Below are 13,534 nucleotides of genomic sequence, written 5' to 3' on the forward strand. Positions count from 1 at the left end.
GGCTATGATGACCGTCGGCAAGGCGGATCCTCCGGCGTGCGCGGGTGCCCCACCCCGACGTCGCACGCCTGAACGACAACGGGAGAGCAGTTCGTGGCTTCGATTCTGGAAAAGGTCCTCCGCGTCGGCGAGGGTCGCACACTCAAGCGGCTCGAGAACTACGCCGCCGCGATCAACGCCCTCGAAGACGACTTCCGGGCGCTGAGCGACGAGGAGCTCAAGCACGAGACCGTCGAGCTCCGTGAGCGTTACGGCAACGGCGAGTCGCTCGACGACCTCCTGCCCGAGGCGTTCGCCGCGGTCCGCGAGGCGAGCCGCCGCACGCTCGGGCTGCGCCACTTCGACGTGCAGCTCATGGGCGGCGCCGCACTCCACCTCGGCAACATCGCCGAGATGAAGACCGGTGAGGGCAAGACGCTCGTGGCGACGACCGCGGCCTACCTCAACGCGCTCACGAGCCGGGGCGTGCACATCGTCACGGTCAACGACTTCCTCGCGAGCTACCAGTCCGAGCTCATGGGCCGCGTCTTCCGCGCCCTCGGCATGACGACCGGATGCATCGTGGCGGGCCAGACCCCCGCAGTCCGCCGCGAGCAGTACGCGGCCGACATCACGTACGGAACGAACAACGAGTTCGGCTTCGACTACCTGCGCGACAACATGGCGTGGCAGGCGGGCGACATGGTCCAGCGCGGCCACTACTTCGCGATCGTGGACGAGGTCGACTCGATCCTCATCGACGAGGCGCGGACGCCGCTCATCATCTCCGGTCCGGCGTCGGGCGAGGCGAACCGCTGGTTCACCGAGTTCGCCAACCTCGCCAAGCGGCTCGTCCCGGGCGAGGACTACGAGGTCGACGAGAAGAAGCGCACCGTCGGCGTGCTCGAGCCGGGGATCGAGAAGGTCGAGGACTACCTCGGCATCGACAACCTGTACGAGTCCGCGAACACGCCGCTCATCTCGTTCCTGAACAACTCCATCAAGGCGAAGGCGCTGTTCAAGAAGGACAAGGACTACGTCGTGATGAACGGCGAGGTGCTCATCGTCGACGAGCACACGGGTCGCATCCTCGTCGGGCGACGCTACAACGAGGGCATCCACCAGGCGATCGAGGCGAAGGAGGGCGTGCAGGTCAAGGCCGAGAACCAGACCCTCGCGACCGTCACGCTGCAGAACTACTTCCGCCTGTACGACAAGCTCGCCGGGATGACCGGCACCGCCGAGACCGAGGCGGCAGAGTTCATGTCGACGTACAAGCTCGGCGTCGTGGCGATCCCGACGAACCGGCCGATGGTCCGCATCGACCAGCCCGACCTCGTCTACAAGAACGAGGAGGCCAAGTTCGCCCAGGTCGTCGAGGACATCGTCGAGCGGCACAAGAAGGGCCAGCCCGTCCTCGTGGGCACGACGAGCGTCGAGAAGAGCGAGTACCTCTCGCGCCTGCTCGCCAAGAAGGGCGTGCGGCACGAGGTGCTGAACGCCAAGAACCATGCGCGCGAGGCCGCGATCGTCGCGCAGGCGGGACGATACGGCGCCGTCACCGTCGCGACGAACATGGCGGGCCGCGGAACCGACATCATGCTGGGCGGCAACGCCGAGTTCATCGCCGTGCAGAAGATGCACGAGCGCGGGCTCAGCCCCGTCGACACCCCGGATGAGTACGAGGCGGCGTGGGACGAGGTCTTCGAGAAGATCAAGTCCGAGACCGCGGGCGAGGCGGAGAAGGTCCTCGACGCGGGCGGGCTGTACGTGCTCGGAACCGAGCGACACGAGTCGCGACGGATCGACAACCAGCTGCGCGGTCGTTCCGGCCGCCAGGGGGATCCCGGCGAGAGCCGCTTCTACCTCTCCCTCACCGACGACCTCATGCGGCTCTTCAACGCGGGCGCGGCCGAGAGCCTCATGTCGCGGGGCGTCCCCGACGACGTCGCGATCGAGTCCAAGGTCGTCACGCGTGCCATCCGCTCCGCGCAGTCCCAGGTCGAGGCGCGCAACGCCGAGATCCGCAAGAACGTCCTGAAGTACGACGACGTCCTGAACCGACAGCGTGAGGCGATCTACTCGGACCGTCGGCACATCCTCGAGGGCGACGACCTGCACGACCGGGTCCAGAGCTTCCTCGAGCAGGTCATCGACGAGGTCCTCGACGAGCACACCGCGGGGGGCAGCCCCGACGAGTGGGACTTCGACGCCCTGTGGGCGGAGCTCAAGACGCTCTATCCGATCGGCATCACGATCGACGAGGTCGTCGCCGAGGCTGGCGAGAAGGGGCGCGTCAACCGCGACTTCGTCCGGCGCGAGATCCTCTCCGACGCCAAGCTCGCGTACGAGCGCCGTGAGCAGCAGCTCGGCAGCCCGGCGATGCGCGAACTCGAGCGCCGCGTGGTGCTCTCGGTCATCGACCGTCGCTGGCGGGACCACCTCTACGAGATGGACTACCTCAAGGACGGCATCGGCCTACGAGCGATGGCCCAGCGCGACCCGCTCGTGGAGTACCAGCGCGAGGGCTACGCGATGTTCCAGCAGATGATGGGCTCGATCCGCGAGGAGACCATCGGGTTCCTCTTCAACCTCGAGGTCGAGGTCGCGCCGCAGGCGGGCGTCGCCGGCCCGCGCATCGAGGCGAAGGGGCTCCAGCGGCCGACAGCCCCCGAGGAGAAGCTCAGCTACACGGCCCCGAGCGATTCCGGTGGGGTCGAGGTCCGCAATCAGCGTGGGCAGCTTCAGCAGGCCGCGACCCAGCGCGCCCGCCGTGCCGTGGCCCAGCAGTCCGCCGAGCCGCAGCAGCCGCAGGCGCCCGCCGCGCGCGGCGCGTTCGGCCAGCGGCAGGAGGGCGACGCGGGCCCGATGAACCGCCAGGAGCGGCGCGCGCAGGAGCGCAAGGGTCGCTGACCCGCGAACACGTTCGGACGGCCCGGGGGGACCCGGGCCGTCCGCGTGTTCCGGCGAGCTGCGGCCACCACCCCGCGGCGCGCTCAGCCGGATTCGCCCCGACCGTCGAGGAACGAGGTGTGCACCGGCCCCAGGCCCTTGACCTCGACGATGCCGCGTTCGGTGACGAGGTAGCCGGACCCGAGGTCGGCTGCGACGCGATCGCTCAACTGGATCGTGCCCGCCGGCGCCGTCGACTGCATGCGGCTCGCGGTGTTCACGGTCGAGCCGTACACGTCCCAGAGGAAGCGCGAGTCGCCGATGACGCCCGCGACCGCGGGTCCGACGTCGATCCCGATACGCAGGCGGATGCCCGCGCGCCCACCGATGGCGTGTGCGGCCGCGATCTCCCGGAGTCCGAGCGCGAGGTCTGCGAGCGCCGACAGGTCCGTCGCCCCGGACGGCCCGCCGCTGATCGCGAGGTAGGCGTCGCCGATCGTCTTGACCTTGGTCACGCCGAGCCGCGAGGCGAGCTCGTCGAACTCGCGGAGCACGTCGTTGAGGTCGTGCACGAGGTCGTCGGCGGACACCGACTCCGACAGGCTCGTGAAGTCGACGATGTCGGCGATGAGGACCCCGAGGCGTTCGTAGCGATCGGCGATCGGCCGCTCGCCGGCGATCAGCCGGTCGGCGATCGCGTCGGGCAGCACGTTGCGGAGCAGCCGGTCGGTGCGGTCGCGTTCGTCGGCCAGCGCGGCAGCCAGCCGATCGCGCGAATTCACGTAGGACGCCATCGCGACGAACATGATGGTCGAGATCGAGACGATGTTCACCGCGAAGAAGACGGTGATCACGTTCGCGTCGAGCGGCGCCACCAGGCCGCGGAGCATCGGCTCCAGTGGGACGAGAGCCACCACGATCGCCGTGAACACGGCGAACACGATCCAGGGTCGCGATGCGCGCGTGAAGGAGAGGGCGCCGATGGGCGCCGCGAGCGAGAAGAGGATGACGGCGCTGCTCTGCACGAACCCGCCGAGGGCCACGTGCACGAGCGGAGGCAGGAGCAGGAACATCACGAGCTGCGATGCGCGCAGCCACCGATCGTCGTGCGTCCGCCGGAGCACGAGAAGCCCGACGACCGTCATGAGCACGTAGAACGACGGGATGCCGGCCGCGACCGGGCGGCCGATCGCGTAGTAGAACATCGCCCACGGCGTCACGACGACGGCCGTGAACACGGCGGTGAAGGTCAGGACCGACTTCTCCATGCGGCGATCGTCGTCGTCGTCGATCGAGAAGCCGGCGGATGCCACGGCCGCGACCAGGCGAGGAATGCGGCTCGTCGGCGTCGAGCTGGGCTCCATCGCCTGAGCATATTGGATCGGGTCGCCCATCGGATCAGGTCGCCGCGGCGGGGACCGAACCGATCACAGCACGCTGATGACGCTCGCCCGCCAGCGCTGGTCGAGACCCTCCAGCCGGATCGCGACGGCGCGGGACCTCGCGCGCTGATGCACCATGACGACCGCTTCGACGATGCCGTCGGCAGGTTCGCCGAGGTGCACGCGGCCGACGGTGAAGGCGGGGCGCTGGGGCACGAGCCCCTTCACGCGCCGTGCCCGCGCGGCGAGGACGACGCGCTTGGAGAGGTTGCGGTACACGTCGTCGGTGACCCATCGCGCGAGCTGCTCGAGGTCGCGCGCGCCTGCGAGCACCTCGATCACGCAGTGCGTGAGGTTCCGGAGGACCGGCTCGGGGTCGGGCAGCTCGGCGCGCCCTGCGCGCTGCCGGGCGAAGTAGTCGTCGAGGTCGAGACGGCGGGCACTCGTCCCGTGGATCGCGGCGCTGCGAGGCGCGCCGATCTGGCGTGCGGTCATGACGGCTCCAGTAGGGCGGGGCGGTCGGCGGGGGTCCGCCGCGACGTGCCCCCTCTTCGGGGGTGCTCGGGTGGTCTAGATCGAACGGTAGGGGCGCCGGCGTGCGGGTGTCAAGGGAAATGGTCGCCTGTGGACAACCGAGTCGACGGGCGACGAGCGGAGGTAGCGTCGGCGCATGCGATGGGACCGGCTGTTCGACGATCTCGAGTCGCAGCTCGACCGCGATCGCCTCGAGGAGGCGCGGTCGCTCGCGATCGAGTCGGAGCGCGCGCGCATCGGTCGTCTCGGGCTGCGAGAGCGGATCGCGGCGATGGCGGGTGCCGACGAGGGGTCGATCCGGTTCGAACTCGTCGACGCGACGTCGATCCAGCTGCGGCCCACGGCCTTCGGTCGGGACTGGATCGGCGGCGTCCCCGCCGGGCGCCCCGGGGCGCAGTGCGTCGTCCCGGTCACGGCGATCGCCGCCGTGTCCGCGAGCCGCCGGCAGGTGGAGGAGAGCCTCGCCCCGCAGGCGGCGTCGGGCGGGCTCATCGAGCGCATCGGCCTGGCCTTCGCGCTCCGGGACCTCGGCCGGCGTCGCGCCGGCGTCGAGGTGCGAACGCGCGACGGCAGCGTGCACGGCACGATCGACCGCGTCGCCGCCGACCACCTCGACGTCGCGTTGCACGAGCCGGGCGTTCCGCGCCGCGAGCGCGAGGTCCGCGGGTACCGCCTGGTCCCGTTCGAGCGGATCACCGCCGTCGTGGCGGCCGACGCGACCTGATCCTCCTCAGTCCACCGGGCGCAGCCCGCCCGGACGGACTCCGGCGAACTCGATCACGTTGGCGAACTCGCCCTCGTTCCAGGCGACCTCGCGCCGGGTGGACTCGTAGCGCATCTCGATGAACACCTCGAGCTGCGAGCGCTCGACGCGCCACGGTCCGCGGTCGCCGATGCGGATGGCCGGAAGCTCGCCCGAGATCACGAGCTCGTGCACGGTCTCGACGTCGACCGCGAGCACCTCCGCCGTGTCGGCGATGGTGAGGAAGCGGCCGAGCGGCTCGCCCGCAGCGTGGTGGACCATCACTCAAGTATCGGCGCGTGCCGCTTCGGCCGGGTGTCGTGTGGATAACTTCACGGCGTCCTCCCGGACTCCGGCGACGATGGGTGGCGGTCGCCGACCGGGTGTGCGACCAGGGGAGGAGCAGTGATGCCGGAACGTCCGACGCGGCAGGCCCGCGAGCGGCGGCGGATCGATCCGCGGCTGCTCCTCGGGCTCGTGCTCGTCGCGGGGTCGACCGTCGGCGTCTGGGCCGTGGTCGAGTCGCTCGACGACACGACCCGGGTGCTCGTGGCACCCGTGACGGTGACCGCGGGCTCCCGCGTCTCGCCGTCCGACCTCCGGGTCGAGCGGGTGCGACTCGGCGACCTCGTCGACGGCTACCTCGTGCCGGGAGACGTCCCGGACGACGGGCTCGTCGTGACGCGGACGGTGCGGGCGGGCGAACTCGTGCCCGCGGCATCCGTCGCCGACGTCGCCGTCGTCGGGACCGCGACCGTCGTCGTGCCGAGCCGCGGCCTGCTCGCGCGCGAGATCGCGCCGGGCGCGGTCGTCGACGTGTGGGCCGCGCGTGAACTCGAGCGCGACGTGTTCGAGCCGCCCGTCGTGCTCGTCGCCGGCGCCGAGGTCGCCGCCGTCCTGGAGCCCGACGGCATGGTCGCGGGCGGCGGGCCGAGCGTCGAACTGCTCATCCCGCGTGCGAAGACGGCCGCCCTGCTCGAAGCGCTCGCCTCGGGGGATGCGATCGACCTCGTTCCCGCGGCGGCCGCGACGGGCTCCGGCTGATGGCACGGCTGGCGCTCGCGCTCGACCCCTCGGTCGAGGATCGCATCCTCGCCGACCTCGTCGAGGCGGGCCACACGATCGTGGCACGGGTCGTCGGGCGGCGCGACGTGCTCGACTGCCTCGACGTGCTCGCGCCCGACGTCGTCGTGGTCGGCGCGGGTGCGGCGACGCTCGACGCGGAACTCCTCGCGGCCTGCGACGAGCGCGGCATCCGGCTCATCGCGCTGGCGTCCACGGACCGCGACCGCGCCGAGGCCGATCGCATCGGCCTGCACGAGGTGCTCGACGCCGATGCCGAGCCTGCCGAGCTCGAAGCGCTGCTCGCGGGCGGACCGCCGGTCCCGTCCCGGCTCGGCGACGCACCGACCGAGACCGCCGCGCCGCGCCGGGCCGATGCCGCCGGCGTCGTCGCGGTGTGGGGTCCGGCAGGCGCGCCCGGGCGGACGACGACGGCCGTCGGCCTCGCCTCCGAGCTCGCCGCCGCCGGGCACCTCGTTGCGCTCGTCGACGCCGACCCCTACGGCGGGGCGATCGCCCCCGCGCTGGGGCTGCTCGACGAGGCGCCGGGGTTCGCATCGGCGTGCCGGCTCGCCGGATCCGGCGCGCTCGACCGGGTCGAACTCGAGCGCATCGCGCAGCGCTACTCCTCCCCGAGGGCATCGTTCGACGTCTTCACCGGGCTGGTCGGGCCGAGCCGATGGCCCGAACTGTCGCAGGAGCGCGTCGCCGAGGCGCTGCGGGTCATGCGGGCGCGCTTCGAGTTCGTGGTGGTCGACGTGGGCTTCAGCCTCGAGCGCGACGAGGAGCTCACGAGCGACCCGTTCGCGCCCCGGCGCAACGCCGCCACCTTCGCGGCCCTCGCCGCGGCCGACCGGGTCGTGGCCGTCGGACTGGCCGACCCCGTCGGGCTCTCCCGCCTGCTCCGCGGCCACGCCGAGCTCGTCGAGCACGTCGACCCCGATCGCATCGACGTCGTGGTCAATCGCGTGCGCACGAGCGCCCTGGGCATCGACGCCCACGCGCAGGTCCGGCAGACCCTGCGCCGGTTCGCCGGGCTCGCCGACGCCGTCCTGCTGCCGCACGACGGTCGGGCCGCGGATGCCGCGATCCTCACCGCGCGCACGCTCCGCGACGCGGCACCGCGTTCGGCCCTCCGGGCGGCGCTGCGCTCGTACGTCGACGTCCGGCTGCTCCCGCAGCCGGTGGAGCGCCGCCCACGTCGGGACATCCTGGGAGCCCTGCGCCGGCGCACGGCGGCGGCCTGAGGCATCCGCTCGGGTGGGTACGCTTGACCCGTGTCGACCCTCAGTGACCTCGTCCTCGCCCAGGGGCGCAGCAGCCAGGCCGACGTCGACTGGCTGCACATGCTCGTCGGCGACCTCCAGCTGCTCGCCGACCTCGCCTTCGCCGACATCGTGCTGTGGGTGCCGTCGGGCGATGACGGCTTCGTCGCGGTCGCCCACTCCCGCCCGTCGAGCGCGGCGACGCTGTTCTACCGCGACTTCGTCGGGCAGGGCATCCGGAGCGAGTGGCGGGACCTCGTCTCGGAGGCCTTCGGCGCGCGTCGGATCCAGGAGTCGTCGGCCCCCGACTGGTACGAGGAGATGCCGACGCGCGTGCGCGCGGTGCCCGTGATGCGGCGCCTGTCCGTGACGGGCACGGCGCTCGCGCCCGACCCGGTCGCCGTCATCACCCGGCACACCAACCTCGGCTCGACGCGGACCCCCAGCCGGCAGGAGCTCACGTTCAACGACTGCGCGGACGAGCTGTTCCAGATGATCGCCTCCGGCGACTTCCCCGACCTCGGCGCTCCGACCGGACCGCGTCGCGGAGCGCCCCGCGCCTCCGACGGCCTGATCCGGCTCGACGTCGACGGCGTGACGACGTTCGCGAGCCCCAACGCGCTCTCGGCGTTCAACCGCATGGGCTTCGACGACGAGCTCGAGGGGCAGTCCCTCGCAGAGGTCGCGACGCGCCTGCTCAGCGGCAAGCTCGACGTCGACGAGTCGCTCCCGCTGGTCGTGACGGGGCGGGCGCCGTGGCGCACCGACGTCGAGTCGCGCGGGGTGACCGTGTCGATCCGAGCCATCCCGATCCGGCGGCGGGGCGAGCGGACGGGCGCCATCGTGCTCTCGCGCGACGTCACCGAGCTCCGCCATCAGGAACAGGAGCTCATCACCAAGGACGCGACGATCCGCGAGATCCACCATCGCGTCAAGAACAACCTGCAGACCGTCGCGTCGCTCCTGCGGATCCAGGCGCGCCGCACCCACTCCGACGAGGCGCGCGACGCGCTCACGCAGGCGATGCGCCGCGTCGGCGCGATCGCCGTCGTCCACGACACCCTCTCCGAGGGGCTCACGCAGAACGTGGACTTCGACGAGGTGTTCGACCGGGCCCTGCTGCTCGTCGCCGAGGTCGCGGCGGCGCACAACACGACCGCCCACCCGAAGAAGTCCGGGACGTTCGGCGTGCTGCCGAGCGAGTACGCGACGCCGCTCGCGCTCGCGCTCACCGAGCTCGTCACGAACGCCGTGGAGCACGGTCTCGCCGGGCAGGAGGGCGACGTGGAGGTCATCGCCGACCGCTCGGAGACGCAGCTCATCGTCCAGGTGCGCGACAGCGGATCGGGCCTGCCCGAGGGCAAGGTCGGAGAGGGCCTCGGCACGCAGATCGTGCGCACCCTCATCCAGGGCGAGCTCGGCGGGACCATCGACTGGCACACGGTCGTCGGCAGCGGCACCGAGGTCACCATCGAGGTCCCGCTGCGCTGGATCACGAAGCCCTGACCGCGGACATGCGAACGGCACCCGCGCGATCGCGGGTGCCGTCCGGTCCGGGTGCTGCGGGGAGGTGCGCGACCTGCGGGGGTTCGGCTCCGTCGGGGACGACCTCGGGTCGTCGGAGCCAGGACGCGCGGTGCGCGCCGGTTCTCAGCCGGCGCGACGGGCGCGAGCTGCGCGGCGCTTCAGGGCGCGGCGCTCATCCTCGCTCAGACCGCCCCAGACGCCCGAGTCCTGACCGGTCTCGAGGGCGTACTGCAGGCAGATCTCGGTGACGGTGCATCGGGCGCAGACGGCCTTGGCCTTCTCGATCTGGTCGACAGCCGGACCGGTGTTGCCGACGGGGAAGAAGAGTTCCGGGTCGGCCGTGAGGCAGGCGGCTTTGTCGCGCCAATCCATGTAGATGCTCCTTGTTTCATCGGTTCGCAGCGGACGCACGCGTGCGCAGCCGGGAACCGGCGGTGCTGCAGGGGGAAAGCCGAATCTCGGGAAGTAGGATCGTGGGAAGCGATCGGCTCACGTCCCTGTGAGCATCAATTCGGCCTCATAAATGGTCGCATAGCGAGAGAAGCGAATCAAGAGTGCTCTTCGGGAGATGTCTGTGAATGCGAGCGGCGTCCGGGCCGCCTTCGTGACCGTCGTCGCACTGCTCTTCGCCGAGGCCGGAGCACTCCTGGCGGTCCTCGCGTGGCTCGTGGTCGACCTCCTCGTGCTGCAGCCGTCGTCGTTCGCGACCGCCGTCGCGCTCGTGGTGGTGGTCGCGATCGCCGCCGCCTGGGTGACGGCGATCGCGGTGGCATCCGTGCGCCGTGTGCCATGGTCGCGCGCGGCCGCGATCGTCTGGCAGGTGCTCCAGCTCTCGATCGCCGTCGGCGCGTTCCAGGGCCTGTTCGCGCGACCCGACGTGGGCTGGGTGCTGCTCGTTCCGGCGATCACCGTGATCGGGCTGCTGCTCTGGCCGCCCGTGCGCGACCTGTACGCACGACCCGAGGACGCTCCGGCCGCGTGAGCCGGGAGCGCGCGCGGAGACGCCGACGGGCGGCCTTCGCATCGTGCGACGACCGCCCGTCGGGTGCGGGAGGCGGCGGGCTCAGCCGTCGAGGCCGAGCTCCTTGCGGATCCGGGCGACGTGCCCGGTCGCCTTCACGTTGTACATCGGCTTCGCGATCCGGCCCTCCTCGTCGATGAGGAAGGTCGAGCGGATGGAGCCCGTCACCGTCTTGCCGTACAGCTGCTTCTCGCCCCAGGCGCCGTACGCCTGCTGCACCGCAAGGTCGGTGTCGGAGAGCAGGGGGAAGTTCAGGCCGTCGCGCTCGGCGAACTCCTTGAGCTTCGGCACGTCGTCCTTCGAGACGCCGACCACGCGCACCCCGGCGCCGGCGAACGAGTTGAGGCTGTCGCGGAAGTCGCACGCCTCGGTCGTGCAGCCGGGCGTCATGGCCGCGGGGTAGAAGTAGAGCACGACCCGCTGCCCGCGGAGCGAGCTGAGCGTGACGGGCGAGCCGTCCTGGTCGGGGAGCGTGAAGTCGGGCGCGAGGTCGCCGGCGGCGAGTCGGAGGTCGGTCATGCCTCAATCGTAGGCAGGGCGACGGATGCCGCGTGCCGCGCGGGATCAGGCGGGACGTCGTCGCCGGGCATCCGCCGCGCGCGCCCGGCGGACGGCTGCGTCAGGCGAAGGTCGTGAGCAGTCGCTGGAGCGAGTCGAGCCGCACGCGCCCGGTCTCGCCGAGCTCGCCGGCCTCGACCGCCTCGATCATGGCGCAGTCGGGGGAGTCGGGCAGGTGGGTGCACCCGCGCGGGCAGTCCTCGGCGATGCGGGCCAGGTCGGCGAACGCGCCGAGGATGTTGGCGGGGTCGACGTGCCCGAGCCCGAACGAGCGCACGCCCGGCGTGTCGATGACCCAGCCGGTGCGGCCGTCGTGGTCGAGGCGCAGCGACACCGTCGACGAGGACGTGTGCCGCCCGCGACCCGTCACGACGTTCACGCGACCCGTCGCACGGTTGGCGTCCGGTACGAGCGCGTTCACGAGGGTCGACTTGCCGACGCCCGAGTGGCCGACGAACACCGTGCGGTGTCCGACGAGCCGCTCGGAGATCTCCTCGAGCGGCATGGCGTCGGTGCGACTGAGGAAGACGGGGAGGTCCAGCCCGGCGAAGTTGGCGAGGAAGGGTCCCGGGTCCGCGAGATCGGTCTTCGTCACGCACACGAGCGGCGCGATGCCCGCGTCGAACGCGGCGACGAGGTAGCGGTCGACGAGCCGGACGCGCGGCTCGGGGTTCGCCGCGGCGATGACGATGAGCATCTGGTCGGCGTTCGCGACGATCACCCGCTCGACCGCGTCGGTGTCGTCGGCGCTGCGTCGGAGGAGGGTCGTGCGCTCCTGGACGCGGACGATCCGGGCGAGCGTGCCCTCGTCTCCCGACGTGTCGCCGACGAGGTCGACCCGGTCGCCGGTCACCACGGACTTGCGTCGGAGCTCGCTCGCCCGCGCCGCGGTGATCTCGCGCTCGTCGTCGGTCCCCCCGTCGACGAGGAGGGTGTAGCGACCCCGGTCGACGCCGAGCACGAATCCCGTCTCGGCGTCGGCGTGCTCGGGGCGCACCTTGGTGCGGGGGCGGCTTCCGCGCCGGCTCGGGCGGACCCGGACGTCGGCCTCGTCGTACTCCTCGTACTCCTCGGCCTCGTCGTCCGTGTCCCACCAGCTCATCCGAGCATCCGCCCCCAGAGCTCGGTGAACTGCGGCAGCGTCTTCGACGTCGAGCCGATGTCGTCGACGACGACGCCGTCGACGGCGAGGCCGACGATGGCCCCGGTGGTCGCCATGCGGTGGTCCTCGTACGCCTTCCACTCGCCGCCGTGCAGCGGCGCCGGCTCGATGCGCAGGCCGTCGTCGAGTTCGGTGACCCGTCCGCCGAGGCCGTTCAGCTCGGCCGCGAGTCCGGCGAGTCGGTCGGTCTCGTGGTGGCGGATGTGGCCGATGCCCGTGATGGTGCTCGGCTCGTCGGCGAAGGCCGCGAGGGCGACGAGGTTCGGGACGAGCTCGCCGGCCTCGGACAGGTCGAGCTCGACGCCGCGGATGCCGCGGCCGCGGCCGTCGTGCGACTGCGGCGCGTGCACGGTGAGCCGGTCGCCCTCCCGTTCGACGCGCGCGCCGAACCTCGGCAGCAGGTCGGCGAGCTGCGCGCCGACCTGGGTCGTCTCGGCGGGCCAGCCCGTGACGGTCACGGAGCCGCCGGCGACCAGCGCGGCGACGAGGAACGGCGCGGCGTTGGAGAGGTCGGGCTCGATGTCGACGTCGCGCGCCGCGATCGGCCCGGGTGCCACCCGCCAGCGGCCGACCGAGGGCTGTTCGACCTCGACCCCGCGACGCGCGAGCGTGTCGATCGTCATCTCGATGTGCGGCACGCTCGGCAGCCGTTCGCCGGCGTGCTCGAGGTCGAGCCCGCGCTCGAACCGCGCCGCCGACAGCAGCAGGCCGGAGACGAACTGGCTCGATGCCGACGCGTCGATCGTGAGTTCGCCGCCCTCGACCCGGCCGGTGCCGTGCACCGTGAACGGCAGCGCCCAGCGGCCGTCGTCGTCGAGGTCGACGCCGATGCCGCGCAGTCCCTCGATGACGCCCCGCATCGGACGACGGTAGGCGGCGGCGTCGCCGTCGAACGTCGTCGGTCCGAGTGCGAGCGCCGCCACGGGCGGCAGGAACCGCATGACCGTCCCCGCGAGGCCGCAGTCGATGGTGGTCGAACCGAACAGCTCGTCGGCGGGCGTCACGCGGAGGTCGTCGCCGAACCCGCCGGCGCCCGCCATCCGCTCGAACCCGACGCCGAGGGAGCGCAGCCCCTCGACCATGAGCTCGCTGTCGCGCGACCAGAGCGGCGCGCGGAGCGTCGACGGCCCGTCGGCGAGGGCCGCCAGGACCAGTTCGCGGTTCGTGAGCGACTTCGATCCGGGAAGCGAGAGCGTCGCCGAGAGCGGGGCGGATGCCACGGGCGCGCGCCACCCGTCATCCGTCTCGGTCTGGCGGTTGTCGCCGTACGGATCGAACTCCGGCGCGGAATACCTCGATATCTGCATCGGTTACCAACAGTAGCGTCCGGTGAGCAGGAAGGAGTCGGTGCGTGTCACTCGCGGTACTCGATCGCCCAGTCGCCTCGGAGACCCACGATCTAGGATGGCC

Annotated in this window: 13 protein-coding genes; 6 read left to right on the forward strand and 7 right to left on the reverse strand. The window is 71.8% G+C overall.

Going from position 1 to position 13,534, the window contains the following annotated elements; genetic code table 11:
* The first annotated feature begins 93 nt into the window (after positions 1 to 93).
* On the forward strand, positions 94 to 2,892 hold the full coding sequence (gene secA, locus ACFVHK_RS04305; protein WP_376927761.1) for a preprotein translocase subunit SecA: 2,799 nt from the start codon (positions 94 to 96) through the stop codon (positions 2,890 to 2,892).
* 83 nt (positions 2,893 to 2,975) lie between these two features.
* On the opposite strand, the gene ACFVHK_RS04310 is transcribed toward secA, so the two are convergent.
* Together ACFVHK_RS04310 and ACFVHK_RS04315 are read right to left on the reverse strand one after the other, a co-directional pair.
* Entirely contained in the window at positions 2,976 to 4,235 is a 1,260-nt protein-coding gene (locus tag ACFVHK_RS04310) for an adenylate/guanylate cyclase domain-containing protein (protein WP_376927762.1), read from the reverse strand.
* 63 nt (positions 4,236 to 4,298) lie between these two features.
* Entirely contained in the window at positions 4,299 to 4,748 is a 450-nt protein-coding gene (locus tag ACFVHK_RS04315; RefSeq protein WP_376927763.1) for an Rv3235 family protein, read from the reverse strand.
* A gap of 175 nt (positions 4,749 to 4,923) precedes the next feature.
* Between ACFVHK_RS04315 and ACFVHK_RS04320 the strand changes: the two genes are divergently transcribed.
* Positions 4,924 to 5,511, forward strand: a complete 588-nt coding sequence (locus ACFVHK_RS04320) for a hypothetical protein (protein WP_376927764.1) — start codon at positions 4,924 to 4,926, stop codon at positions 5,509 to 5,511.
* A gap of 6 nt (positions 5,512 to 5,517) precedes the next feature.
* Here the strand turns inward: ACFVHK_RS04320 and ACFVHK_RS04325 are convergent, their stop codons facing one another.
* Entirely contained in the window at positions 5,518 to 5,811 is a 294-nt protein-coding gene (locus ACFVHK_RS04325) for a helix-turn-helix domain-containing protein (protein WP_376927765.1), read from the reverse strand.
* 126 nt (positions 5,812 to 5,937) lie between these two features.
* On the opposite strand from ACFVHK_RS04325, the gene ACFVHK_RS04330 reads away from it, so the two are divergent.
* From ACFVHK_RS04330 to ACFVHK_RS04340, 3 genes are read left to right on the forward strand one after another with little or no spacing between them, the layout of a single operon-like run.
* Complete coding sequence (locus tag ACFVHK_RS04330; protein ID WP_376927766.1) at positions 5,938 to 6,573, forward strand: hypothetical protein; 636 nt, start codon at positions 5,938 to 5,940, stop codon at positions 6,571 to 6,573.
* Positions 6,573 to 7,838, forward strand: coding sequence for an AAA family ATPase (locus ACFVHK_RS04335; protein ID WP_376927767.1), 1,266 nt, complete (start codon positions 6,573 to 6,575; stop codon positions 7,836 to 7,838). The genes ACFVHK_RS04330 and ACFVHK_RS04335 overlap by 1 nt, the downstream gene beginning before the upstream one ends.
* Positions 7,839 to 7,868: 30 nt before the next feature.
* Positions 7,869 to 9,362: a sensor histidine kinase gene (locus tag ACFVHK_RS04340; RefSeq protein WP_129233656.1), complete on the forward strand. Its 1,494-nt coding sequence runs from the start codon at positions 7,869 to 7,871 to the stop codon at positions 9,360 to 9,362.
* Positions 9,363 to 9,506: 144 nt separating this feature from the next.
* Here the strand turns inward: ACFVHK_RS04340 and ACFVHK_RS04345 are convergent, their stop codons facing one another.
* The gene (locus tag ACFVHK_RS04345) at positions 9,507 to 9,755 is read right to left on the reverse strand and encodes a WhiB family transcriptional regulator (protein ID WP_055859573.1); all 249 of its coding nucleotides are present in this window, start codon (positions 9,753 to 9,755) and stop codon (positions 9,507 to 9,509) included.
* A gap of 196 nt (positions 9,756 to 9,951) precedes the next feature.
* Between ACFVHK_RS04345 and ACFVHK_RS04350 the strand changes: the two genes are divergently transcribed.
* A complete protein-coding gene (locus tag ACFVHK_RS04350; protein ID WP_376927768.1) occupies positions 9,952 to 10,365 on the forward strand; it encodes a hypothetical protein in 414 nt (137 codons plus the stop codon).
* An 81-nt stretch (positions 10,366 to 10,446) separates the two neighbouring features.
* Here ACFVHK_RS04350 and bcp read toward each other — a convergent pair whose 3' ends face one another.
* The 3 genes from bcp to aroA form a co-directional block, all read right to left on the reverse strand.
* On the reverse strand, positions 10,447 to 10,923 hold the full coding sequence (gene bcp, locus ACFVHK_RS04355) for a thioredoxin-dependent thiol peroxidase (protein ID WP_376927769.1): 477 nt from the start codon (positions 10,921 to 10,923) through the stop codon (positions 10,447 to 10,449).
* Between the two features lie 100 nt (positions 10,924 to 11,023).
* Positions 11,024 to 12,064 (reverse strand): ribosome small subunit-dependent GTPase A, encoded by a 1,041-nt coding sequence (gene rsgA, locus ACFVHK_RS04360; RefSeq protein ID WP_129233659.1) that lies wholly within the window; start codon positions 12,062 to 12,064, stop codon positions 11,024 to 11,026.
* Positions 12,061 to 13,431 carry a 3-phosphoshikimate 1-carboxyvinyltransferase gene (gene aroA, locus ACFVHK_RS04365; protein ID WP_376927770.1) on the reverse strand — a complete coding sequence of 457 codons (1,371 nt, stop codon included), beginning with the start codon at positions 13,429 to 13,431 and terminating at the stop codon, positions 12,061 to 12,063. Before aroA ends, rsgA begins: the two co-directional genes overlap by 4 nt.
* Positions 13,432 to 13,534: the final 103 nt, after the last annotated feature.

The sequence above is a fragment of the Agromyces binzhouensis genome (genome assembly GCF_042672355.1).
Lineage (GTDB): Bacteria > Actinomycetota > Actinomycetes > Actinomycetales > Microbacteriaceae > Agromyces > Agromyces binzhouensis.

Excerpts from the sequence above, each read along its gene's own strand:
- ACFVHK_RS04310 (WP_376927762.1), bottom strand. The coding sequence starts at position 4,235 with ATGGAGCCCAGCTCGACGCCGACGAGCCGCATTCCTCGCCTGGTCGCG.
- ACFVHK_RS04315 (WP_376927763.1), bottom strand. The coding sequence starts at position 4,748 with ATGACCGCACGCCAGATCGGCGCGCCTCGCAGCGCCGCGATCCACGGG.
- ACFVHK_RS04320 (WP_376927764.1), top strand. The coding sequence starts at position 4,924 with ATGCGATGGGACCGGCTGTTCGACGATCTCGAGTCGCAGCTCGACCGC.
- ACFVHK_RS04325 (WP_376927765.1), bottom strand. The coding sequence starts at position 5,811 with ATGGTCCACCACGCTGCGGGCGAGCCGCTCGGCCGCTTCCTCACCATC.
- ACFVHK_RS04330 (WP_376927766.1), top strand. The coding sequence starts at position 5,938 with ATGCCGGAACGTCCGACGCGGCAGGCCCGCGAGCGGCGGCGGATCGAT.
- ACFVHK_RS04335 (WP_376927767.1), top strand. The coding sequence starts at position 6,573 with ATGGCACGGCTGGCGCTCGCGCTCGACCCCTCGGTCGAGGATCGCATC.
- ACFVHK_RS04345 (WP_055859573.1), bottom strand. The coding sequence starts at position 9,755 with ATGGATTGGCGCGACAAAGCCGCCTGCCTCACGGCCGACCCGGAACTC.
- ACFVHK_RS04350 (WP_376927768.1), top strand. The coding sequence starts at position 9,952 with ATGTCTGTGAATGCGAGCGGCGTCCGGGCCGCCTTCGTGACCGTCGTC.
- bcp (WP_376927769.1), bottom strand. The coding sequence starts at position 10,923 with ATGACCGACCTCCGACTCGCCGCCGGCGACCTCGCGCCCGACTTCACG.
- rsgA (WP_129233659.1), bottom strand. The coding sequence starts at position 12,064 with ATGAGCTGGTGGGACACGGACGACGAGGCCGAGGAGTACGAGGAGTAC.
- aroA (WP_376927770.1), bottom strand. The coding sequence starts at position 13,431 with ATGCAGATATCGAGGTATTCCGCGCCGGAGTTCGATCCGTACGGCGAC.